Raw genomic sequence first — 22,133 nt, 5'->3', positions numbered from 1 at the left:
CCGATGAAGACGCGCGCGGCGGTAGCCTGGGAGCCCGGCAAGCCCCTGGTGATCGAGGAGGTGGACCTCGAGGGCCCGAAGGCGGGCGAGGTGCTGGTGGAGATCCGCGCCACCGGGGTCTGCCACACGGATGAGTTCACCCGCTCCGGGGCCGACCCGGAAGGGCTGTTCCCCGCGATCTTCGGCCACGAGGGCGCCGGCGTCGTCGTCGATGTCGGCTCCGGCGTGAAGTCCGTGAAGAAGGGCGACCACGTCATACCGCTGTACACGCCGGAATGCCGCGAGTGCCCGTCCTGTCTCTCGCGCAAGACCAACCTCTGCACCGCGATCCGCGCCACCCAGGGACGCGGCCTGATGCCCGACGGCAGCAGCCGCTTCTCGCGCGGCGGCACGCTGATCCACCACTACATGGGCTGCTCCACTTTTTCCAACTTCACGGTGCTGCCCGAGATCGCCGTGGCGAAGATCCGCGAGGACGCGCCGTTCGACAAGGTCTGCTACATCGGCTGCGGGGTCACCACCGGCATCGGTGCGGTGGTCAACACGGCGAAGGTGGAGGCGGGGGCGAACGTGGTGGTGTTCGGCCTCGGCGGCATCGGCCTCAACGTGGTGCAGGGCGCGCGCATGGTCGGGGCGCGCCGCATCATCGGCGTCGACCGCAACCCCTCGCGCCGGGCACTCGCCGAGAAGTTCGGCATGACGCACTACGTCAACCCCCGGGAAGTGGAGGGTGACCTGGTGGCCTGGCTGGTGGCGCTCACCGATGGCGGGGCCGACTACAGCTTCGAGTGCATCGGCAACGTCGATGTCATGCGCCAGGCGCTGGAGTGCTGCCACCGCGGCTGGGGACAGTCGATCATCATCGGCGTGGCGGGCGCCGGCCAGGAGATCCGCACGCGGCCGTTCCAGCTGGTGACGGGCCGCGTGTGGAAGGGCACGGCCTTCGGCGGCGCACGCGGGCGCACCGACGTGCCGAAGATCGTCGACTGGTACATGGAGGGGCGCATCGACATCGACGACCTGATCACCCACACGCTGCCCCATGCCGAGGTCAACCACGCCTTCGACCTCATGCACCGTGGCGAGTCGATCCGCACGGTGCTGACCTACTGATGCGCGGCACGGCCCCGATCCGCGGACACCGGGCGCGGCAACTGCTGCTGCTCTGCCTCGCGGGCGCCTGCTCCGCGGCTTCCCTGGCGGCGGGCGACACCAGCGGCCTGGCCATCGACGACGATTACTTCGAGGCCGGCGGCAGCGTGCGCCTGGAGCAGACCGTCGGCGGCGACGCGCTGCTGGCCGGCGCCACGGTGGAGAGCAATGCATCCGTCGACGGCGATGTCAGCCTCGCCGGCGGCCAGGTCGCGGTGCGCGCCACCGTGGGCCAGGACCTCTACGCGGTCGGCGGGCAGGTCGAGGTGGATGCGCTGGTGCAGGGCAACGCCCGGCTGGCCGGTGGCCGGGTGCGCATCACCCCGGAGTCGAGCATCGCCGGCGGCGTGGCCATCGCCGGCGGCAGCGTCGACGCCGAGGGCGAGTTCGGCCATTACCTCACCGTGGCAGGTGGTGACGTCACCATCGGCGGCATCGTCGACGGCGACGTCCGGGTCTATGCCGAGCGCCTGACGGTGCTGCCCGGCACGCGCATCGGCGGGGCGCTGCGCTACCGGACCACGAGCCCGGTGACGCTGCCGGAGGACCTGGAGGTCGGTGCCGGTGTCAGCCGGGACGAGGACCGCACAGGCCCCGAAGCGGATGGCTGGAGCGCAGGCGGCGCCGCGCGCAATGCCGGCTGGCTGTGGTTCGCCGGCCTGCTGGCGCTGGGCCTGCTGCTGGCCTACGCCTTTGCCGGCTTCTCGCGCCGCACCAGCGCCGCGCTGGGCGAGCGGCCCTGGTTCGGCATGGCGGTGGGGCTGCTGGTGCTGGCCGGCGTGCCCTTCGTGGCGGTGGCGCTGGCGCTCAGCCTGGTTGGCCTGCCGCTGGCGCTGATCCTCGTGCTGGTCTACCTCGCCATGCTGATCGGCGCCTATGTGGTGGGCGCACTGTACCTCGGCGATCGCGCGCTGGCGGCGGCACGCCCGGGCCAGCCCGTCACGGCCGGCCGGCGCCTGCTGGCTCTGCTGCTGGTGCTGTTGCTGCTGGCCCTGGTCGGGTCCCTGCCGCTGTTCGGCAGCCTGGCGCGGCTGGCGGTGCTGCTGCTGGGCCTGGGCGGCATCGCGCTGGCCCTGTGGGGCTGGCCGCGGGCCGCCGATGCGCAGGCACGCACGTCCGGAACTGTGAATCCGTTCCTGTGATCCCCGTCGAGGGACGGCTGATTATGTCGTCCCAGCGTTTCCCCCAGGGGATGGGGTCCGGGAGTTGCACATGGTTCATCGCCGCCGGCGGCCGCTGCGGCCCGTCTCGCGCATTCATCCGCTGACTGCTGCCATTGCCGCCACGCTCGGCGCGGCGGGCCTGGTGCCGGCCGGTGCATCGGCAGCCGATGAAGGCATTCCGGAGATCATCGTCACCGCTTCGCGGCGCGAGACCTCCGTGCAGGAAATCCCCTACAACATCGCCGCCATCGGCAGCCAGCAGATCGACGAGCAGCGGCTCGGCGACCTGGCGGACCTCGGCCGCGTGGTGCCGGGGCTCACGGTCATCGACCAGGGGCCGCGCTCCGGCAACGTCATGACGGTGCGGGGCCTGAACACGGAATCGCTCAACGGCACGGAACTGCTGAACAACACCAGCGGCAATATCGTCGGCACCTACATCGGCGAGATCCCGCTGTACCTGGACCTGAAGCTCAAGGACATCGAGCGGGTCGAGGTGCTGCTCGGGCCGCAGGGCACGCTCTATGGCGCCAGCACGCTCGGTGGCGCCGTCCGCTACATCCCCGTGAAGCCCCGCACCGACGCCTTCAGCGTCGACGTCGAGGCCCAGGCCTATGGCCTCAGCCACGGCAGCGGGCTGGGCTTCGATGGCGACGTGGTGATGAACCTGCCGCTCGGCGAGCAGCTGGCCTGGCGGGTGCTGGTGGGCAGCGTCAGCGATCCCGGCTTCATCGACTACGACTACCTGGTGAAGGTGCCCGGCGTGTCCAACCCGCAGCCGGACTTCAGCGATCCGGCCGACGTGGCCGCGAACCTCGTCCGCAAGAAGGACGCGAACTCCGAGCACACGCTGTACGCGCGCTCGCTGCTGCAGTGGACCCCCGCCGCGAACATCGACGCCACGCTCGGCTACTACTTCCAGGACAGCGACGTGGGCGGGCGGCAGATGAACCACGCCGCCGCCTTCGGCACCGGCAATTACGTCTCGGCCTACCGCTACCTGGAGCCCAACGAGCGGCAGAACCACCTGCTCAGCCTGGAGGTCAACGTCGCGGATCTCGAGCTGCCGCTGCTGGGACGCGCGCGGCTGACCTCGGCCACGGGCTACTCGATGTTCCACGAGGACGGCCAGCGCGACCAGACCGACCTGCTGCTCAATTTCGAGTACGGCTACGAGGGCTTCCCGGCGTTCTCCGCCTATACCCTGGACCAGGCCGACGAGGATCGCTTCAACCAGGAGCTCCGCCTGGTGTCGGACAACGACAGCGCCTGGAACTGGATCGCCGGGGTGTTCTACAACAATTTCGACACCGACGCGAAGAGCGAGGAGTTCACCCCGGGCTATCCCGCCTGGGCCGGCATCGACCGGCCGGACAACCGCGAGTACGTGCAGCTGACCGACGACGACCTGGAGGAGAAGGCCATCTTCGGCGAGATCGGTTACCACTTCACCGAGGCCTGGCAGGTGACCGCCGGCGCACGCTGGTTCGACTACGAGGAGAAGGTGCAGATCTGCACGGATTTCCCGCTGGTGAACGGACTCTCCAGTGGCTACGCCTTCTCCTGCGCGCCGAACACAGTGAGCGACAGCGACTTCATCTTCAAGCTGAACACCTCCGTGGATGTCACCACCGACCTCACGGCCTACGCCACCTACAGCGAGGGCTACCGCATCGGCGGCGTGAACTCCGGGCCGCCCTGTCCGGATCCGGTGCCCCCGGGCCAGAGCTTCTGCCTGCATCCCGACGAGGTGCTGATCAAGCCGGACACCACGCGGAACTACGAGCTGGGCGTGCACAGCGCCTGGCTGGACCGGCGCCTGATCGCCAATGGCGCGCTGTTCTGGATCGACTGGGAGGACATCCAGATCGCCAGCACCTCGGTCATCGGCGGGCTGCCGATCACCGGCAACGGCGGCAAGGCCCGCAGCACCGGCATCGAGCTGTCGGCCGAGTTCATGCTCGACGAGCACTGGTCGCTCCGTGGCAGCTACGCCTATGCCGATGCCGAACTCACCGAGGATGCCCCGGGCGTGGTCGACGGGGTGGCGGACGGCAAGGACGGCGACCGCCTGGCCGGCACGCCCGAGCACAAGGGCGCCTTCGGCCTGCGCTACACGACCGGCATCGGCGGCGGTCGACGCATCACCGCGGACTACGGCCTGACGGCGCAGAGCGACATCTATTCCAAGGTGGGCCTGCGCAACAATGGCGAGGACATCGGCGGCTTCACGGTCCACAATGCCTCGCTGTCCCTCGGGGACGAGGCCTGGGATGCGACGCTGTATGCCGACAACCTCACCGACAAGTTCGCGGTCACCGGCGTGCGCCAGGACCGCAGCTACATCCGCGACGTCGGCGGCTTCGCCCTGCGGCGCTACCACCAGGATGTGCTGCGCCCCCGCGAGGTCGGGCTGCGCTTCCGCTACCGCTTCCGCATGGACTGAGCACGGGGGCCACGGGTGAGTGCGCCCCCGCCCGGGGCCCGGGCGCTGCACCAGGCGGCGCGGACCGCACTGGCGCGGGGTGACCTCGCCCAGGCCCAGGACAGCGCCCTGCGCCTGCTCGCGGCCGACCGCGGCGACGCCGGGGCGCACTTCATCCTCGGGCTGGTGGCGGCCGCCGGCGGGCGCTTCGCCAATGCCCTGGAGTTCATCGACGAGGCCATCCGCCTCGACGGCCGGCAAGCCGAATACCATGCGCACCGCGGCCGCTGCCTGGTGGCGCTGCGGCGGGTCGGCGAGGCGGCCGCCGCCGCTGGCCACGCGCTGGCGCTGGAACCCGGCGACGCCCTGACGCTCGATACCCTGGGTGTGGTCTTCAGCCATGCCAACGACCATGCGCGGGCAGCCCGGGCCTTCGCCGGGGCAGTGCGGCTCGCCCCGCGCCATCCCGGCTACCAGTTCAACCTCGGCGCTTCGCTGAAGTTCATCGGGGACTTCACTGGCGCCGAACGCGCGTTCGAGGCAGCCATCGCCCTGAGCCCCCGCTTCTGGAAGGCGTACTCGTCGCGGTCCGAACTGCGCCGGCAGACGCCGGAGCACAACCACGTCGCCGCGCTGGAGAGCCTGCTGGCCAATGCGGCACCCGATGCCGACGGCGAGCTGCACCTGCGCCATGCCCTGGCCAGGGAGTACGAGGACCTGGGCGACAGCGCCCGGGCCTTCGCCCACCTTGCCGCCGGCAAGGCGCGCAAGCGCCGCGCAATGGCCTACGACAGCGGGCGCGACCAGGCGCTGTTCGATGCGGTGCGGGCTGCCTTCCCGGCCGCAAGGCTCGCGGTGCCGGCGGCCGCTGCGGCCGACGCCGCGCCGATCTTCGTCGTCGGCATGCCGCGGACCGGCACCACGCTGGTGGAGCGCATCCTCTCCAGCCACCCGTCGGTGGTCTCGGTGGGCGAGTCGCAGAACCTGCCGCTGGCCCTGCGCCGCGCCGCCGGCGGCAGCGCCCGCGAGGTGCTCGATCCCGGGACCCTCGCGCGCTGCCAGGACCTGGATTTCGCCGCCATCGGCCGCGAGTACCTGGCCGCCACCGCGCCACCCGGCGCGATGCGCTTCGTCGACAAGATGCCGCTCAATTTCCTCTATGTCGGCGTGATCCGCCTGGCACTGCCGTCGGCGCGCGTGGTGTGCCTGCGGCGGCATCCGCTGGACACCTGCCTCGGCAACTACCGCCAGCTGTTCTCGCTGGGCGTGACCTATTACGACTACGCCTACGACCTTGCCGACACCGCCCGCTACTACCTGCTGTTCGACCGGCTCATGGCGCACTGGCGTGCGGCGGCGCCCGGCTTCGTGCACGAGCTGTCATACGAAGGGCTGGTCGCCGACCAGCTGGGCGAGACGCGCCGGCTGCTCGAGTTCTGCGGCCTGACCTGGGACGAGGCCTGCCTGCATTTCCAGGACAATGCCGCGCCGGTGGCCACCGCCAGCGCCGTGCAGGTGCGTGAGCCGCTCAACCAGCGCAGCGTCGGCCGCTGGCACCGCTACCAGGCGGAGCTCGCCCCGGCCAGGGAGGTGCTGGAGGCCGCGGGCATCGACCTCAGCCCTGCCTGGCCGCCTGCCGCAGTTCCTGCAGCCGCTGCTCGGTGAGGTCCCAGCGCAGCAGCACCAGGGCGGCCAGGCCATTGCAGATGGCGGGCACGATGGCGATGTTGAGGTAGATGCCGAACAGCGCGTCGCTGCTCTGTTCGACGAAGGCATTGTTGACGCTTTCGCGGTAGCCGAACAGCGCGAGGATCAGCGACAGCACCAGCGGGCTCAGCGCGAAAGCACTCTTCTCCACCAGGCTGTAGGCGCCGGAGAACACGCCCTCGCGGCGCATGCCGGTGCGCAGGCTGTCGTACTCCATGATGTCGGGCAGCAGCGTCATGCCGAGCAGCAGCTTGCCGGCGGCGAAGGCGCCGAGCGCGAAGGCCCGCAACGTGAACATCCACTCGCTCTCGCCGGGTTCCGCCAGCAGCCAGGAGAGCGCCACCAGCAGGAAGCCGAGCGTCGCCACCATCAGCGCGCGGTGCTTGCCGATGCGCGCCGAGAGCGGCACCCAGAACAGCGGCACGCTGAGCAGCGCGGCGCCGGCATGGCCGATGCTGTACCAGAGCATGATGCCGGCATCGTGGCGCAGTATGTTCTTGACGAAGTACAGCAGCGTGGCGGTGACCGTGGCGCCGGAGAACAGCGTCAGCAGCTTGAAGGCCGAGAGCAGCAGGAATGGCCGGTTGCCGATGGCGCTGAGGAACTGCTCGCGGGCCGTGTAGCGCACGCTCTCGCGCTCGGTGGCGCGCGCGCGCGCGGTGCCGAAGAAGCTGGCGAGCATGGCCAGCCCGGCCGCCACGCCGAGGATCCAGCCGATGCGGCCGTAGCCCAGGGCGCCGCCACCCAGCACCCTGGCGAGGCGCGGCGCGAGGCCGACGCCGATCAGGTAGCCCACCTGGATGAACACCACGCGGTAGGACATGATCGCGGTGCGCTCGTGGTAGCTGTTGGACATCTCCCCGGGCATGGCCATGTAGGGCACGTTGAACATGCTGTAGGCGGTGGCGTAGAAGACCAGCGAACCCAGCACGTAGGTGGCCGTCTCCATGTCGCCCGGCGTGCCGGTCTGCGGCACGTTGAACATGACGATGAAGGCCGCCGCGCACAGGAAGGACCCGGCCAGCATCCACGGTCGCCGGCGCCCCCAGCGCGAGTGGCTGCGGTCGCTCAGCAGGCCGATGGGCACGTCGCAGACCACGTTGTAGAGCTTGGCGATGGTCAGCAGCAGGCCGGCCACCTGCACCTTCATGCCGACCACATCGGTCAGGTAGAAGAGCAGCAGCACTGCGTAGCTGTTGAACAGGATGGCGACACCGAGCGAGCCGATGCCCCAGCCGAGCCGCGTGGAGAACGGCACCGGCGCAGCGCGGGCTGCCTCGCTGGCGATGGCGGGGGGGGCAGGACTTGCGGTCACGGCGCTGGCGTCGGTGGCGGCGGGATGCGCCGATAATGTCATAGTTCTATGACAATTGGGACCAGCTGGCGCGTGCGACGCTCTCGCGGTAGGACTTCAGGCCGTAGCTGACCAGGGCGATGCCGAGCAGCCCCATCACGAAGGTGACCAGCGCGATCGAGTAGTGGATCTTCATGGGATCGCCGAAGACCTGGTCGGTGACCATGCCCATGATCCACGGGCCGAGCCCGGCCCCGGCGATGCCGATGACGAAGACATACAGGGAGGTGACGAAGCCGCGCAGCTGGTTGGGCGTGATCTCGGCCACGGCGGCCAGCGCCTGGGCCGGCGGGAAGTTGGTGAAGATGCCGGTGATGCAATAGCCGGCCAGCACCAGCTCTGGCGTGGGCATGAGCGGCGCGATGCTGGTGCCGATGGTCAGGCCGATGCCGCCGACCAGCACCGTGCGCATGCTGCCATCGCTGTGGCCCCGCTTCCTGAACCAGCCGGTGACGTAGCCGCTGGCGATGGCGGAGAGGATGCCGGCGGTGCCGCCGAAGATGCCGTACCAGATGCTGAAGCGCGCCACCGGCCAGTCGTGCAGCCGCACGAACAGCGTCGGCAGCCAGTTCACCCAGCCGTAGATGGCCATGAGGATGAAGGCGACGCCGAAGTGGTGGCAGAGCAGCGTGGTACGGTTCTGCCGCAGGAAGGCCCGGGTCTCCGCCCAGCTCGCCTGCTGGCCGGCGCCGCGCTCCAGGTCGCGGCGCGCCGGCTCACGGATGGTCAGCGCCATCAACAGCGCGGGCACCAGGCCGGCGAGGCCGATGAGGATGAACACCGCCTGCCAGGCAGGTATCGGACCGAGCAGTGGCATGTCGAAGCGGTTGCCGCCCGCGGGCCCGCCGATGAAGCCGATGACCAGGCCGCCGCCAAGGTAGGTGACACCGGTGCCGAGCGCGGTGGACATGGTGTAGATGCCGAAGGCCTTGGCGCGGCTCTGGGGGCGGAAAAAATCGCCGATCAGCGAGGTGGCGCAGGGGTTGAGCGTGGCCTCGCCGACGCCGACCCCGGCCCGCATGAAGAACAGGCCGCCGAAGCTGCGCACCAGCCCGGCGCCGGCGGTCATCAGGCTCCAGAGCGTGGTGCCGGCGGTGAGCAGCCACTTGCGGTTGAAGCGGTCGGCGGCGCGGCCGAGCGGCAGGCCGAACAGCGTATAGAAGACGGCGAAGGCGAGGCCCTGGATGAAGCCCATCTGGCCGTCGCTCAGGCCGATGTCCTTCTGGATCGCCGGCGTCAGCAGGCCGACGATGATGCGGTCCATGAAGCCGAACAGGTAGGCGAAGCAGATCACCCCGAGGCAGTACCAGGCATAGGCGGGGCGCGGGTAGGGCGTCGGCTCGCTCACGGTCGGGGCTCCCTGGGCCGTGATGGCCTAGCGGTGGTAGTCGCCGGTCCGTTCGGGCTGGTACGCCACTTCCTTGATGCGCACCCGCAGGGTGCCGCCGCCTGGCTTCGGCCATTCGATCGCATCGCCCTGGGACAGCCCGAGCAGGGCGCTGCCCACCGGGGCGAGGATGGAAATGGTGGTGCCCGAGGCATCCACGTCCTTCGGGTACACCAGCGTCAGGCGGAACTCCTCGGAGGAGGATTCCACCTCGAAGCGCACCGTCGAGTTCATGGTCACCACGGTCGGCGGCAGGTCCTTCGGCTCGACGATCTCGGCCCGCGCCAGTTCCTCCTCCAGGGCATTGCGGCCCGGAAATGCACCGGCCGGCAGCGATTCGAGAAGTTTCTCGATCCGCTCCACATCCAGGGAAGAAATGATGACCTTGGGCCTGGCAGGCATGGCTGAACCTCGAAAAAACACGCGGATTTGCGATCTTGACCTGCCGCGCGGTGCGGCGCAAGGCGGACCGTGGCGGTGGCTGCCGGCCTCAGCCCTGGCGGGCGCGCATCTGCCGGTGCACGAAGAAGTAATAGATGGCGCCGAGCACCAGCAGCAGTCCGCCCACCCAGAGGGTGATGCGGTGCAGGTCGCCATCGAGCAGGGCCTGGTCCTGGCCCGCGGTGACGCCGAGCCAGGCCAGTACCGAGCACCAGATGGCGCTGCCGATCAGCGTGGCAAGGCTGTAATAGAGGAAATTCATGCGCACCACGCCCGCCGGGATGCCGATCAGGTGGCGCACCACGGGCAGCAGCCGCGAGATGAACACCCCCACCTCGCCGTAGTGGTTGGCCCAGCGCTCGGCGCCCTCGATCTTCGCCGGCGTCACCAGCAGGTAGCGGCCGTAGCGCATCAGCAGCGGGCGGCCGATGAGGCGGGAAGCCCAGTACATCAGCGCCGCGCCCAGCCAGGAACCCGCGGTGCCCGCCAGCACCACGCCGGTGAGCGACATGCTGCCGGTGGTGTGCGCGATGTGCGCGGCGGGGGGGATCACCACCTCGCTCGGCAGCGGGATGATGGAGGACTCCATGGCCATCAGCAGCACCACCAGCCAGTAGCCGCCGGTCTCGAGCTGCGCCAGGTACCAGTCGATGAACGGTTGCAGCAGCGCCATCAGTCCACCAGGCCGTATTCGACGGTCGACACCACGCGCACGGTCTTGTCGATCTGGCTTTCCTGGTTCATGCCCGGCGCCTGGTCGCGTGGCAGGATCTCGAACACGCCCTGGTTGGCGCGGTGGATGCCGGCGAGCCGGCTGCTGGAATCGCGTGCGAACTGCTCGGCCGCCTCGCGTGCCCGGGCGGTGGCATCGGCGATCATTTCCGGCTTGAGCCGGTTGAGGCCGGAGAACACGTAGGTCGGGCCGCTGGCGCCGTACTCGCCACCCGATGACAGCACCACGCCGGCCGATACCAGCTCGCCGACCTTCTCCGAGGCCGCGCGCACCTTCGCCGGCTCGGTGGAGCGCACCACCAGCGTCTGGTTGATGACGAAGCGGCTGCCCTCCCGCGGGCCGTTGCCGTACTGGTTGGTCTTGGCATCGCTGACCGAGAAGGCTTGCAGCGTTGCCGCGGCCGGATCCAGGCCATGGCGCCGGAGGAAGGCGTTGATCTCCTTCAGGCTGCGCTCGAGGCCGGCCTGGGCCTGGCCGAGGTCGTCGCTGGCGGCCGAGATGCGCAGCGGCCAGATGGCGATGTCCGCCTGGGCCTCGCGTTCGGCGATGCCCTTGACCGTGACCACGCGGTCCGCCGCGCGGGCCCTGACGAAGCCCTGGCCGGCGAACCAGCCGCCTGCGGCCAGGCCGAGGGCCAGGACGAGGGCGGGGGCGAGGAGGTTGCGGGTGGGGTTGTTCATCGCTCAGCCTGCCGGCCTGGGCCGCGGGGTGACCTTGAGGATGGTGCGCGTGGCGTTGCCGCTGACGTACAGGGTGCCATCGGGTGCGGCCGCGACGTCGGCCATGGCGTGCGGGTCGGTGGCGCCGTCGGCACCGACCAGTGTCAGCGGCAGGTCGGTCGCCAGCACCTCGACCTGGCCGGTGACGACTTCCACCGCGACCAGGCGCCGCTTGCCCGCTTCCACCACGGCCAGGCGGCCATCGGCCATGCGCGCGATGCCCTGCGGCCGGTCGAGGCCCCCGGCGATCTCCTTGCGCTCGTAGCGGTCCAGGCGGATGCGGCTGACGCGACCGCCCTGGCTCTCGGTGACATAGGCCTGCGTGGCGTCGGCGAGCAGCAGGCCGCAGGGCCAGTCCAGGCCATCGGCCACCAGCTTGGGCCGTGAATCCTCGTGGGGCCCGAGGCGCAGCACGCGGCTGGCCGCGGCTTCCGCCACCAGCAGGCTGCCGCCGGGTACCAGGCGCACACCCTGCGGGTGGTGCAGGCCCGAGGCGTTGAAGGTGATCGCGCCCGTGGCATCGATGGCGCGCACCGTGCCCGACAGGCTGCTGCCGAAGGCGAGGCCATCGCTGGTGCCGTCCACCATGGTCGGGGCGATCGAGTCGCCATGGGTCGGCAGCAGTTCGGCGGCGCCGTTGCCGGCATCCACCGCCATCACGCAGCCGCGCACGGCGACGAGGATGACGTCGCGGCCCTCGCTGCGCACCACGGCAAGGCCACCGGGAATCACCGGTGCGGCACCGGCCGGGGGCGCGGTGCTGCCCGGTTCGCAGCTCGGCGGCAGGCCGCTCAGCAGCGGCGTGGCCTGCCAGGGGCTGAGCCTGGGCGTGCTGGCGCAGCCGGCCAGCAGGAGCAGGGCGGGCAGCAGGATCGGCAGGGGCTTCATGTACTCTCCATCGGCAACCGCGGTGCGGCGCCGGCCCACGTTAATGGCGGCGCCGGCAGGGGTCAAACGGTCCGGGAAGCGGCGCGTCGACGCCGCCGCAGCGCCAGCCCCAGCAGCCCCAGCAGCGACAGGGCGTCGGCCGTGCCACCGCCACCGCCGCCGCCACCGCTGCTTCCGGTGGTGGCGGCCTGGGGGTTGCCGACCGTCAGGGTGAAGCTGCGGCTGTTGTTGCCCGGCGAGCCGTCCACCGCGGCAGTGACGCTGGCGCTGATCGCGTAGCTGCGCTCCTCGGTGCCGGTCACCTGCAGGCGCAGGTCCCAGCTGCCGCTCGCCGAGAGGGAGGCCAGGTCGCAGCTCACCTGCGTGGCATCGAAATCGCAGTAGCCCTTGTCCGGGATGGCATCGGTCACCTGCAGCGGCGCCGGCACCTGTACCCGCAGGTTGAGCGTGCTGGCCGGCTGCTGGCCGAGGTTCTGCACCCGCAGCGGCAGCTCGACCGTGGCGCCCGGGTCCACATGGGCCGCGGCGGGCTGGGCCAGCGCCACGTCGAAGTCGATGATCGACGTCAGGCAGGCTGGGTAGGCCGCGGAGCGCTCGGCGATCACTACATTCATGTATTGCAGGCTGCAGGGCGAGAAGGTCGAGCTGCCGGCATTGCGCGGCGCCATGAGGAAGGTCTGCGGCGTGGATTCGCAGGGTTTGCCGGCCTCGCCATCGTGGTAGGCGCCGAAGTTGTGGCCCAGCTCGTGGGCGACCACCAGGCCGCTGGTCACCGTGCTCATGCCGGCGCTGCTGCTGAGGCTCGCGCCTTCCCGGCCCAGGCACACGGCACTGCGCCAGGCGATGCCGACGACGTTGTTGGCGAAGGACTTGTTGGTGAACAGGTGGGTGATGCCGGCACTGGTGCCACTGGTGACGCGGTAGTCGGACAACTGGTCGAGCAGCCCGCCCGGCGTGGTGGCGGTCAGTGGATAGCTGGTGGAGGTGAACACGGTGGGCGCATCGGCCATGAGGTCGACGCCGACCTGGCTGGAGAAGATGCCGTCGGCGATGTTCAGCCGCGCGAGGAGTTCGCCGATGGCATTGGCGCCGAAGCGGCTGGCGAACTCGTGGTCGGCCACCGGCGCGATGTGGATGCGGTAGGCCGGGTTGGTGGCGGCCTCGGCGGCCAGTTCGCTGGCGAGCGCGCGCAGGGCCGCCGCGGCATTGCCGGCCGGCAAGGCCTCGCCGGCGAGCGTCGCTTCGTCCGTGCCGCAGGCCAGGACCTGCGGATCGACGAGCAGGTCGGCCAGCCGGTAGACCATGCTGCCGGTGGCCGGCTGCGGCACGTCGGGGTCGAGCACCGTCACCAGGTTCGCCACCGGCTCGATGCCGAAGTAGTCGGCGCCGTCGTACACCAGGCCGGTGAGTGCATCACCCTGCCGCATGAGGCGGGCCCAGGAGCCGGGGATGCCGGGCACCGAGCCTGCCAGCAGCATCACCCCGGGCGGTGCCGGGCCGAGCCGGCTGTTGGGCGCCAGTTCCAGTTCGAAGCCGCGGCCGAAGGCGCGAAAGCGCAGCATGCCGCGGGTCGCGCCGCTGCCGGCCGCGTGCGCGGAGGGCGCGCCCTCCCAGCGGGGCGCGAGGGCCTCGGCGTAGAGCAGCCGGGTTGCCCCGGCGGCTGTGGCCGCTGCATCGGGGGAAGCGGCCGGCGCGGCGGGTGCCGGCGCCGCGGCCAGCAGCATCGCGCACAGCCCGGCGGCCAGCGCGCGAATGGATGGTCGGGGCCGCATCCTGGCTCCGGGCTCGCTGCAATCCAATGTCGGCGTCTCCCCCTTGGCAGGGGCAGCACCATGCCCGCCGCCTGCGCGGCGATGATACCGCAGTGCGCGGTCCGGGTTAGCGCAGGCGCGGCAGCAGTTCGCGGCCGATGATGTGCAGCGCTTCGGCCGGATCGTCGTGCAGGCGCAGCGCGTTCTCCGTCATGCCGGCGGCGGCGAAGACCTTCAGGCGCGCCACGTGGCGGTCGAGGTCGGAGATGTCGCCGGCGAGGCTCAGGCTCTCCACCAGCTTCGCGCAGATCTCCGGGGGCACGCCCTTGATGTCGCCGCTGCGGGTGCGGTAGGCGGTGAGGAAGGCGTTCTTGCTGGCGGTGACGATGCGCGCTTCCTCGGCGTCGAGCAGCGGCTGGTACCATTCCTCGCCCAGCCAGCCGCGCAGCATCAGTTCGCGGCGGGCCTCGGCGAACGAGGCTTCGCGGTCCTTCTTGACGTGGAAGGCGCAGAAATTGTTGACGCGGAACGCGCCGCGCTCGCGGCCATGCCGGGCGAGGCTGTCGTGCAGGTTCTTCATGGTCCCCGGCAGCATCGGCACGATCATGTCGCTGAGCATGGTGCCGTCGGCGAAGCGCGCGGCCATGTCGAGCATCTTCGGGCCGGTGGCGCCGGCGTAGACGATGGGCGGCGGTCCCTTCACCCAGGTCGAGCGGAAATAGCGCGCGCTGTAGACCTGGCCGTCCCACTTGACGACCTGGCCGCGCACCGCGCGGTGCACCATGGCCACGGCCTCGCCGCAGCCGGTGACGCGCTTGCCGTAACCGACCCTGAGCACGCCCGGCCACTCGCCGCCGGCGCCGATGACCACCATGCCGCGGCCGCTGCTGGCCTCGTTGAGAGTCGACACCAGGTTGGCGATCTTCAGCGGGTGCATCTCGTAGGGGCTGATGACCACGGCGCCCAGCAGGATGCGCCGGGTGGTCGCCGCCGCCGGCATCAGCGACATGAACGGGTCGCGGCCGTTGGCGAAGTTCTGCGTCCACAGCCCGCGGATGCCGTAGCCCTCGGCGATCTGCGCCAGTTCCGCGACCTGCGTGGGCGTGAGGTCGGCTTCGAGGATGACATCGGTCTGCATGGCGGCTCCTGCTGGTGGTATCGATGATGCCGCGGAATCTAGCACGCCCGCCCGATGCTGCTGTTGATCCGGATCGACCGGTACCTGGCGCATGCCGCTGTCGCTACACTAGGCAGCCTGCCCGCGTTCCGGACCATCCGCCTTGCCACGCACCAGGAGCATCGCCGAGCGGCTCGCCGACCTGCGGCGCCGCGACCTCTACCGCCGCCGCCGCGTGGTCGAGGGCCCGCAGGGCCGCGAGATCCGCGTCGACGGCCGCGCGCTCCTCAATTTCTGCAGCAACGACTACCTGGGGCTCGCCGCCGACCCCCGCGTCCGCGAGAGCCTGCGCGAGGCGGCGCTGCGCTGGGGCGTGGGGGCGGGCGCCTCGCACCTGGTCTGCGGCCACACCGCGGCGCACCAGGAGCTGGAGGAGGCGCTGGCTGCATTCACCGGCCGGCCGCGCGCGCTGCTCTTCGGCAGTGGCTATGCGGCCAACATGGGCGCGATCGGCGCGCTGCTGGGGCCTCGCGACCGCGTCTTCGAGGATCGCCTCAACCACGCTTCGCTGCTCGATGGCGGCTGGCTGAGCGGCGCACGGTTCAGCTGGTACCGGCATGCCGATGTGGTCGATCTCGCACAACAGCTGCAGGCGGCGGCTGCGGACCGGCCTGCGGGCCAGGCGCTGGTGGTGAGCGACGGTGCCTTCAGCATGGATGGCGATCTCTGCCCGCTGGCGGAACTCGTCGATGTCGCGCATCGCCACGGCGCCTGGCTGATGATCGACGAGGCCCATGGCCTCGGTGTCCACGGCCGCGGCGGCCGCGGCCTGGTGGATGCGCAGCGCTTCGGCACCGGGGATGTGCCGGTGCTGGTCGGCACGCTCGGCAAGGCCTTCGGCACCGCCGGTGCCTTCGTCGCCGGCGGGGAGGATTTCATCGAGCTGCTGGTGCAGCGGGCCCGACCGTACATCTACACCACCGCGCAGCCGGCCGCATTGGCCGCGGCGACGCTCACCAGCCTGCGCATTGCGGAAGCCGAGGAATGGCGGCGCGAGCGGCTGCGCGAGCTGGTGGCGCGCTTCCACGCGGGACTCGCCGCCCTGGGTCTGCCGGTGCCGGCATCGACGCTGCCGATCCAGCCGGTGGTCGTTGGCGATCCGGCACGCGCCGTGGCGCTGAGCTCGGCGCTGGAGGATGCCGGCCTGCTCATCAGCGCCATCCGCCCGCCGACGGTGCCGGCAGGCACCTCGCGCCTGCGCGTGACCTTCACCGCGGCCCACGGGCCCGGGGACGTGGACCGGCTCGTCGAGGCGCTGGCTGGCGCGCTGCGTGCGGTGCCGGAAGAGGTGGGCGATGCCTGAGTTCTTCGTCACCGGCACGGATACCGGCGTGGGCAAGACCCTGGTCACGGCCGGCCTGCTCCGGGCCGCGGCGGCGCGCGGGCTGCGCAGCACCGGCGTGAAGCCGCTCGCGGCCGGCGCCACGGCGCACGAGGGTGGCTGGGCCAACGACGATGCGCTGCTGCTGCGGGCCGCCTCCAGCGCGCCGCTCGATCTTGCCGCGACCAATCCGCTGCTGCTGCGCGCGGCGATGGCGCCGCATCTCGCTGCCCGGGCGGAGGGCGTGGTGCCTGGCGCCCGCGCGCTGGCGGAATCCTGCCTTGCGGCGGCCCGCCGGGGCCACGACCTGCTGCTGGCGGAAGGCGCCGGCGGCTGGCTGGTGCCGCTGAACGGGCGGGAGACCATGGCCGATGTCGCCCGGCATCTCGGCTGGCCGGTGATCCTCGTCGTGGGCATGCGCCTCGGCTGCCTCAACCATGCGCTGCTCAGCGCCGCGGCGATCCGCGCCTCGGGCCTGGCGCTGGCCGGCTGGGTGGCGAACTCGGCCTGGCCGGCGATGCCCGCGCTGGAGGAGAACATCGCTACGCTCGATGCGCGCCTCGGCGCGCCGCGCCTTGGAGCGGTGCCCTGGCTGGGCGCCGTTGCCGGCAGCGACATGCCGGAGGCCGTCGCGCGCCATCTGGATGCCGGCGTCTTGCTGGAGCGCGCCGGTGCTTGAGTTCGACCGCCGGCACCTCTGGCATCCCTACACCTCGATGACGGCGCCGTCGCCGGCCTGGCCGGTGGTCTCCGCCAGCGGTTGCCGCATCCGCCTCGCCGACGGGCGCGAGCTGGTGGATGGCATGTCGTCGTGGTGGTGCGCCATCCATGGCTACAACCACCCGGCGCTCAACGAGGCTCTGCAGGCGCAGCTCGGGCGCATGGCCCACGTGATGTTCGGCGGGCTCACCCACGAGCCGGCGGTGGCGCTCGGCAGGCGGCTGCTCGACATCGTCCCGGCGGGGCTGGAGCGGGTGTTCTTCTGCGACTCGGGTTCGGTGGCGGTCGAGGTCGCCATCAAGATGGCGCTGCAGTACTGGTTTGCGCAGGGACGCACGCGCAAGGCGCGGCTGCTGACCCTGCGCGGCGGGTACCACGGCGACACCTTCGGCGCCATGGCGGTCTGCGATCCGGTCAACGGCATGCACGAGCGCTTCACCCCGGTGCTGCCGCGCCACCTGTTTGCCGGGCGGCCCCGTCGCCGTTTCGGCGAGGCGCTGCAGGCCGGGGACCTCGCGGACTTCGAGGCGCTGATCGCCTCGCACGCGGACGAGCTGGCGGCGGTGATCCTCGAACCCATCGTGCAGGGCGCGGGCGGCATGTGGTTCTACTCCGCGGAGTATCTCGCCGGCGTCGCCGCACTCTGCCGCCGCCACGAGGTGCTGCTCATCGCCGACGAGATCGCCACCGGCTTCGGCCGCAGCGGGCGCCTGTTCGCCTGCGAGCACGCCGGCGTCAGCCCCGACATCCTCTGCCTCGGCAAGGCTTTGACCGGCGGCTACCTGACGCTGGCGGCGACGCTCGCCACCGGGCGCGTGGCCGACGGCATCTCGGCCGATGGCGGCGTGCTGATGCACGGGCCGACCTTCATGGCCAACCCGCTCGCCTGCGCGGTGGCCGCGCGCAGCATCGGGCTGCTGCTCGAGGGGCCCTGGCAGGCGCGGGTGGCGGCCATCGAGGCGCAGCTGCGCACGGAACTCGTGCCGCTGGCCGCGCATCCGGCGGTGGCCGATGTGCGGGTGCTCGGGGCCATCGGCGTGGTGGAGACCCGCCAGCCGGTACCGATGGCGCGGCTGCAGCGGCACTTCGTCGACGCCGGCGCCTGGATCAGGCCCTTCGGCCATCTCGTCTACCTGATGCCGCCCTTCGTCATCAGTGCCGACGAACTCTCCTTGCTCACCCGCGCCGTGGCCAGCGGCCTCGACATGCTGGCCTGAACCCCGACCGCAGGAGTCCGCCCCATGGCACTGAAACGCCCGCGCCACGCCGAAGGCACGCTGGTCGTGCTCGAGCACGACTCGCAGGTCCTCAGGGACAACCCGCTGGGTGATCCGCACCGCCGCCGCCTCGGCGTGTGGCTGCCCCCGCAGTACGACCGGGGGCCGGCCCGCCGGCGCTTTCCCGTGCTCTACGACCTCGTGGGCTTCACCGGCTCGGGCCTGTCGCACACCAACTGGAAGCCCTTCGGCGACAACCTGCCCGAGCGCGCCGCGCGGCTCATCGGCGAGGGACGCATGGCGCCGGCGATCATTGTTTTCCCGGACTGCTTCACCGCGCTCGGGGGCAACCAGTACATCAACTCCGGCGCCATCGGCCGTTACGCGGACTACCTGACGCGGGAGCTCATCCCCTTCGTCGACCGCGAGTTCCGCACACGGGCAGGTCGCGAGCACCGGGGCTGTTTCGGCAAGTCCTCCGGCGGCTACGGCGCCATGATCCACGGCATGCGCTACGCGCGGTACTGGGGCGCCATCGCCAGCCACTCCGGCGATGCCGGCTTCGATTTCATCTACCGCTGCGACTGGCCCAACACGCTGAACGAGCTGGCTCGGCATCGTCGCCCGGCGCGCCGCGCCGGCGCCTATGCGGCGCGGCGTGAGGCCGGCCGCAAGGGCCTGGCAGAAGGGCTCGACGACGGGCGCATCCGCCGCTTTCTCGATGCGGTGTGGAAGAAGGAGAAGCTGTCCACCGCCGAGGGCCACTGCATCATGAACCTGTGCATGGCCGCGACCTACGATCCTGATCCGCGCGCGCCATTGGGGTTTCGCGTGCCGTTCAACCTGGAGTCGGGCGAGCTGCTGCCCGGTCGCTGGGCGCGCTGGCTGCGCCACGATCCGGTCCGTCTCGTCTCGCGCTACCGGAACAACCTGCGCTCGCTGCGCGGCCTCTACATCGACTGCGGCTGGCGCGACCAGTACCACATCCACTACGGCAGCCGGCAGCTCTCGCAGCGCCTCGCCGCCGCCGGCATCCGCCACGTCTACGAGGAGTTCGACGACAACCACTCCGACATCGACTACCGGATGGATGTCAGCCTGCCGTTCCTCACGCGCGCGCTGCGCTGAGGGGAAAAGGTGTCAGGAAAGAAAGGTGTCAAAAAAGGTGTCAACAAAAAAGGTGTCAGACATATTTTTCAGAAGAAAGTCTTCTGAAAAATATGTCTGACACCTTTTTTGACACCTTTCTTTCCTGACACCTTTTTCCCTGCGGTCCGGCAATGCGTCGCAGGCTTGAATTCCGCCCTCCGGAGGGACAGCATCAGGCCTGCCGGGATCCGGCACAGGAACAACCAAGGAGACCTACGATGAAGACCACACTCACCCTGGCGGTTGCAGTGGCCTGCGCGATGCTCCTCCAGCCGGCGATGGCCCAGACGGCCCGGCCGCCCGACGCGGTGTCCGGTGCGTCCGCGGCGCGACCGGCAGGCGCAGCGGCGCCTGCGACCGCGGCGGCCGAGGCCGCGCGCCCCGAGGCGGATACGAAGCGCGACACGCTGCGCAAGCCAGCAGAGATGGTGAAGTTCGCCGGCATCAAGCCGGGGAGCAAGGTCGTCGACTTCATGCCGGGCAGCGGCTACTTCACGCGCGTGTTCAGCGAGGCCGTGGGGCCGAAGGGCGTGGTGTACGCCGTCGTCCCGGAGGAGATGCTCAAGCGCCGCGCGACGGCCGCCGATGGCATCAAGGCCATCGCCGCCGAGCCCGCCTTCGGCAACGTCAAGGTGCTGGTGCAGCCCGCGGGCGCCTTCGCGCCGCCCGAGCCGGTGGATGTGGTGTGGACCTCGCAGAACTACCATGACGTGCACACCGCGAGCTTCGGGCTCGGCAACGTCGCCGACCTCAACAAGACGGCCTTCAGGGCACTGAAGTCCGGCGGCATGTACATCGTGCTCGATCATGCCGCCGCCCCGGGCGCGAGCATCGAGGACTCGGCGAAGCTCCATCGCATCGATCCGGCGATGGTGAAGCAGGAAGTCACCGCGGCGGGCTTCGTCTTCGACGGCGAGGACAGCTCGCTGCGCAACCCGGACGATCCGCACACCGCCGGCGTGTTCGACCCCTCCGTGCGCGGCAAGACCGATCAGTTCATCTACCGGTTCCGCAAGCCGTAACGGCAACGGGGGGGAAGGAAAAAGGTGCCACGGAAAAAGGTGTCGGAAAAAGGTGTCAGACTTATTTTTCAGAAGAAAATCTTCTGAAAAATAAGTCTGACACCTTTTTCCGACACCTTTTTCCGTGGCACCTTTTCCCCCGCTCAGGCCGGCAACCCCTCCGCCTGGCGCGCGGCCCGCACCGCAGGCCGGGCGCCGATCCGCGCGTGGTAGTCGCGCAGTACCGGCCAGCGCTCGCGGTCGAGGCCGGCGGGTTTCATCCAGCCGATCACCACGTACAGGTAGGCGTCGGCGATGGTGAATGCCGTGCCGACGGCGAAGTCGCGGCCGGCGAGCTGGCCGGCGACGAAGTCGAAGCGGCCGGCGACCCGTTCGCGGGTGCTGGCCTTGAGGTCCTCGGGGGTGCCCGGGCGGAAGATCGGGCCGAGCCCCTTGTGCAGCTCGGTGGCGGTGAAGGCGACCCATTCGAGCGTGCGGTAGTACGCCATCGTGCCCGCGGGCGGCAGCAGCCCGGACCCGGGCCGGCGGTCGGCGAGGTACTGGAGGATCGCCGGGCACTCGGTGAGTGACTCGCCGCTGTCGAGGAGCAGTGCGGGCACGTAGCCCTTGGGGTTGACGGCGAGGAAGTCCGAGCCGTCGCTGGTGCTGCGCTCGCGGGTGTTGGTCTTCACCGCCTGGAACGGCAGCCCGAGCTCGTGCAGGACGATATGCGGGGCGAGCGAGCAGGCGCCGGGGCTGAAGTAGAGCTTCATCGCAGTGCCGGCACCACCCGCTCGCCCAGGATGCGGATGGTTTCCTCGGGTTTCTCGTAGATGCGCAGCGCGATCTCGGTGAGGCCGGCCGCCCGGAACTGGCGCAGGCGTTCGATCTCGCGGTCGAGGTCGGCGAGCGCGGCGCAGGAGGTGAGGTTGTCCACCAGCAGCTTCACCACCCGGTCGGGGACGCCGGCGATGTCCGGGCTGCGCCGGCGCAGCGCGTCGAAGAATGCCGGGCGCTTCGCCTCGACGAGGTCCATGTCCGCCTCGTTCATGAAGTAATGGTGGTTCTGCCGCAGCAGCACGCCGCGCAGCGCCAGCCAGATGCGCGCCTCGCGCTCGGCTTCCTCGCGGCTCTCCTTGATGTGCCAGGCCCAGAAGTTGGTCAGCCGGAACTGCGCCGGATCGCGGCCGGCCTCGCGCAGCACCGGGTCGATCACCGCGCGGGCCTCGCCGACCTGGGGCACGATCTTGTCGGAGAGCATGATGCCGTCGGCGTATCGCGCGGCCATGCGCTGCATGCTGTCGCGGTTGGCACCGGCATAGATCACCGGTGGCGTGCTGCGCGCCCAGGAGGGGTTGTAGCGGCGCACCTTGAAGATCTCGCCCTCGTAGCTGACCTGGCGGCCCTGGCTGGCGAGCTTGAGGATCTCCAGCGCCTCGCGCACCGCGCGCACGCGGCGCGTGGGCTGCAGCGCCATGGCGGTCATGGTGCCGCCGCCACCGCCGACGACGATCTGCGCGCGGCCGCCGCAGGCCTCGTTCAGCGTCAGCAGCGAGGTCGCCATCTTCAGCGGATGCAGTTCGAAGGGGCTGACGGCGATCGGGCCCATGCGCAGGCTGCGTGTGGTGCGCGCGGCTTCGGCGAAGCACATGAAGGGGTCGCGGGCATCGAGCATGCCGGACACCCAGATGCCGCCCAGGCCGTGCTGTTCCGCCAGCCGGCCGAGCTCGGCGATGCGTTCAGGCGAGGAATTGCTTTCCAGGATCAGGTCGATGCGCATGTCGGTTGGCTCCTCCGGGGCTGCTTCCCCTTGTTTGTCCTATCGTTA

Annotated in this window: 19 protein-coding genes; 9 read left to right on the top strand and 10 right to left on the bottom strand. The window is 70.5% G+C overall.

What is annotated here, in order from left to right; translation table 11 throughout:
• Positions 1–3: 3 nt before the first annotated feature.
• The 4 genes from HRU81_07560 (at position 4) to HRU81_07545 (ending at position 6,405) form a co-directional block, all read left to right on the top strand.
• Positions 4–1,113 (top strand): S-(hydroxymethyl)glutathione dehydrogenase/class III alcohol dehydrogenase, encoded by a 1,110-nt coding sequence (locus tag HRU81_07560; GenBank protein ID QOJ31958.1) that lies wholly within the window; start codon positions 4–6, stop codon positions 1,111–1,113.
• Positions 1,113–2,294 (top strand): hypothetical protein, encoded by a 1,182-nt coding sequence (locus tag HRU81_07555; protein ID QOJ31957.1) that lies wholly within the window; start codon positions 1,113–1,115, stop codon positions 2,292–2,294. Before HRU81_07560 ends, HRU81_07555 begins: the two co-directional genes overlap by 1 nt.
• Before the next feature lie 70 nt (positions 2,295–2,364).
• Positions 2,365–4,761, top strand: coding sequence for a TonB-dependent receptor (locus HRU81_07550; protein QOJ31956.1), 2,397 nt, complete (start codon positions 2,365–2,367; stop codon positions 4,759–4,761).
• A 45-nt stretch (positions 4,762–4,806) separates the two neighbouring features.
• Complete coding sequence (locus HRU81_07545) at positions 4,807–6,405, top strand: sulfotransferase (protein QOJ33337.1); 1,599 nt, start codon at positions 4,807–4,809, stop codon at positions 6,403–6,405.
• On the opposite strand, the gene HRU81_07540 is transcribed toward HRU81_07545, so the two are convergent.
• The 8 genes from HRU81_07540 to HRU81_07505 form a co-directional block, all read right to left on the bottom strand.
• Positions 6,356–7,804, bottom strand: a complete 1,449-nt coding sequence (locus tag HRU81_07540) for an MFS transporter (GenBank protein QOJ31955.1) — start codon at positions 7,802–7,804, stop codon at positions 6,356–6,358. The two genes, HRU81_07545 and HRU81_07540, sit on opposite strands and share 50 nt — an antisense overlap.
• 4 nt (positions 7,805–7,808) lie before the next feature.
• Positions 7,809–9,149, bottom strand: coding sequence for an MFS transporter (locus HRU81_07535; GenBank protein ID QOJ31954.1), 1,341 nt, complete (start codon positions 9,147–9,149; stop codon positions 7,809–7,811).
• A gap of 27 nt (positions 9,150–9,176) precedes the next feature.
• Entirely contained in the window at positions 9,177–9,590 is a 414-nt protein-coding gene (gene rnk / locus HRU81_07530; GenBank protein ID QOJ31953.1) for a nucleoside diphosphate kinase regulator, read from the bottom strand.
• Between the two features lie 88 nt (positions 9,591–9,678).
• Positions 9,679–10,281 carry a DedA family protein gene (locus tag HRU81_07525; GenBank protein QOJ33336.1) on the bottom strand — a complete coding sequence of 201 codons (603 nt, stop codon included), beginning with the start codon at positions 10,279–10,281 and terminating at the stop codon, positions 9,679–9,681.
• A 20-nt stretch (positions 10,282–10,301) separates the two neighbouring features.
• Positions 10,302–11,042: an SIMPL domain-containing protein gene (locus HRU81_07520; protein ID QOJ31952.1), complete on the bottom strand. Its 741-nt coding sequence runs from the start codon at positions 11,040–11,042 to the stop codon at positions 10,302–10,304.
• A 3-nt stretch (positions 11,043–11,045) separates the two neighbouring features.
• Entirely contained in the window at positions 11,046–11,969 is a 924-nt protein-coding gene (locus HRU81_07515) for a hypothetical protein (GenBank protein ID QOJ31951.1), read from the bottom strand.
• 62 nt (positions 11,970–12,031) lie between these two features.
• Entirely contained in the window at positions 12,032–13,741 is a 1,710-nt protein-coding gene (locus HRU81_07510) for a hypothetical protein (GenBank protein QOJ31950.1), read from the bottom strand.
• A 106-nt stretch (positions 13,742–13,847) separates the two neighbouring features.
• Entirely contained in the window at positions 13,848–14,858 is a 1,011-nt protein-coding gene (locus tag HRU81_07505; protein QOJ31949.1) for an LLM class flavin-dependent oxidoreductase, read from the bottom strand.
• A 160-nt stretch (positions 14,859–15,018) separates the two neighbouring features.
• Between HRU81_07505 and bioF the strand changes: the two genes are divergently transcribed.
• The 5 genes from bioF (at position 15,019) to HRU81_07480 (ending at position 20,326) form a co-directional block, all read left to right on the top strand.
• Positions 15,019–16,200, top strand: coding sequence for an 8-amino-7-oxononanoate synthase (gene bioF / locus HRU81_07500; GenBank protein ID QOJ33335.1), 1,182 nt, complete (start codon positions 15,019–15,021; stop codon positions 16,198–16,200).
• A complete protein-coding gene (bioD, locus tag HRU81_07495) occupies positions 16,193–16,897 on the top strand; it encodes a dethiobiotin synthase (protein QOJ31948.1) in 705 nt (234 codons plus the stop codon). Before bioF ends, bioD begins: the two co-directional genes overlap by 8 nt.
• Positions 16,863–18,155, top strand: a complete 1,293-nt coding sequence (gene bioA / locus HRU81_07490; GenBank protein ID QOJ31947.1) for an adenosylmethionine--8-amino-7-oxononanoate transaminase — start codon at positions 16,863–16,865, stop codon at positions 18,153–18,155. The genes bioD and bioA overlap by 35 nt, the downstream gene beginning before the upstream one ends.
• 24 nt (positions 18,156–18,179) lie before the next feature.
• Positions 18,180–19,283: an enterochelin esterase gene (locus HRU81_07485; protein ID QOJ31946.1), complete on the top strand. Its 1,104-nt coding sequence runs from the start codon at positions 18,180–18,182 to the stop codon at positions 19,281–19,283.
• A 239-nt stretch (positions 19,284–19,522) separates the two neighbouring features.
• On the top strand, positions 19,523–20,326 hold the full coding sequence (locus tag HRU81_07480; GenBank protein QOJ31945.1) for a class I SAM-dependent methyltransferase: 804 nt from the start codon (positions 19,523–19,525) through the stop codon (positions 20,324–20,326).
• Positions 20,327–20,469: 143 nt separating this feature from the next.
• Here HRU81_07480 and gstA read toward each other — a convergent pair whose 3' ends face one another.
• Positions 20,470–21,078 carry a glutathione transferase GstA gene (gene gstA, locus HRU81_07475; protein QOJ31944.1) on the bottom strand — a complete coding sequence of 203 codons (609 nt, stop codon included), beginning with the start codon at positions 21,076–21,078 and terminating at the stop codon, positions 20,470–20,472.
• On the bottom strand, positions 21,075–22,085 hold the full coding sequence (locus HRU81_07470) for an LLM class flavin-dependent oxidoreductase (GenBank protein ID QOJ31943.1): 1,011 nt from the start codon (positions 22,083–22,085) through the stop codon (positions 21,075–21,077). Before HRU81_07470 ends, gstA begins: the two co-directional genes overlap by 4 nt.
• Between the last annotated feature and the right edge of the window lie 48 nt (positions 22,086–22,133).

The organism is Gammaproteobacteria bacterium (genome assembly GCA_015709695.1).
In the GTDB taxonomy this organism is placed as follows: Bacteria; Pseudomonadota; Gammaproteobacteria; order Steroidobacterales.
Note: the sequence above shows the minus strand (reverse complement) of the source record. Positions and strands in the feature narration are given on the sequence as shown.

Bases quoted from the DNA above. Each gene is read 5' to 3' on its own strand.
- HRU81_07560 (QOJ31958.1), top strand. From the start codon at position 4: ATGAAGACGCGCGCGGCGGTAGCCTGGGAGCCCGGCAAGCCCCTGGTG.
- HRU81_07555 (QOJ31957.1), top strand. From the start codon at position 1,113: ATGCGCGGCACGGCCCCGATCCGCGGACACCGGGCGCGGCAACTGCTG.
- HRU81_07550 (QOJ31956.1), top strand. From the start codon at position 2,365: ATGGTTCATCGCCGCCGGCGGCCGCTGCGGCCCGTCTCGCGCATTCAT.
- HRU81_07540 (QOJ31955.1), bottom strand. From the start codon at position 7,804: ATGACATTATCGGCGCATCCCGCCGCCACCGACGCCAGCGCCGTGACC.
- rnk (QOJ31953.1), bottom strand. From the start codon at position 9,590: ATGCCTGCCAGGCCCAAGGTCATCATTTCTTCCCTGGATGTGGAGCGG.
- HRU81_07520 (QOJ31952.1), bottom strand. From the start codon at position 11,042: ATGAACAACCCCACCCGCAACCTCCTCGCCCCCGCCCTCGTCCTGGCC.
- HRU81_07515 (QOJ31951.1), bottom strand. From the start codon at position 11,969: ATGAAGCCCCTGCCGATCCTGCTGCCCGCCCTGCTCCTGCTGGCCGGC.
- HRU81_07510 (QOJ31950.1), bottom strand. From the start codon at position 13,741: ATGCGGCCCCGACCATCCATTCGCGCGCTGGCCGCCGGGCTGTGCGCG.
- HRU81_07505 (QOJ31949.1), bottom strand. From the start codon at position 14,858: ATGCAGACCGATGTCATCCTCGAAGCCGACCTCACGCCCACGCAGGTC.
- bioD (QOJ31948.1), top strand. From the start codon at position 16,193: ATGCCTGAGTTCTTCGTCACCGGCACGGATACCGGCGTGGGCAAGACC.
- bioA (QOJ31947.1), top strand. From the start codon at position 16,863: ATGCCGGCGTCTTGCTGGAGCGCGCCGGTGCTTGAGTTCGACCGCCGG.
- HRU81_07485 (QOJ31946.1), top strand. From the start codon at position 18,180: ATGGCACTGAAACGCCCGCGCCACGCCGAAGGCACGCTGGTCGTGCTC.
- HRU81_07480 (QOJ31945.1), top strand. From the start codon at position 19,523: ATGAAGACCACACTCACCCTGGCGGTTGCAGTGGCCTGCGCGATGCTC.
- gstA (QOJ31944.1), bottom strand. From the start codon at position 21,078: ATGAAGCTCTACTTCAGCCCCGGCGCCTGCTCGCTCGCCCCGCATATC.
- HRU81_07470 (QOJ31943.1), bottom strand. From the start codon at position 22,085: ATGCGCATCGACCTGATCCTGGAAAGCAATTCCTCGCCTGAACGCATC.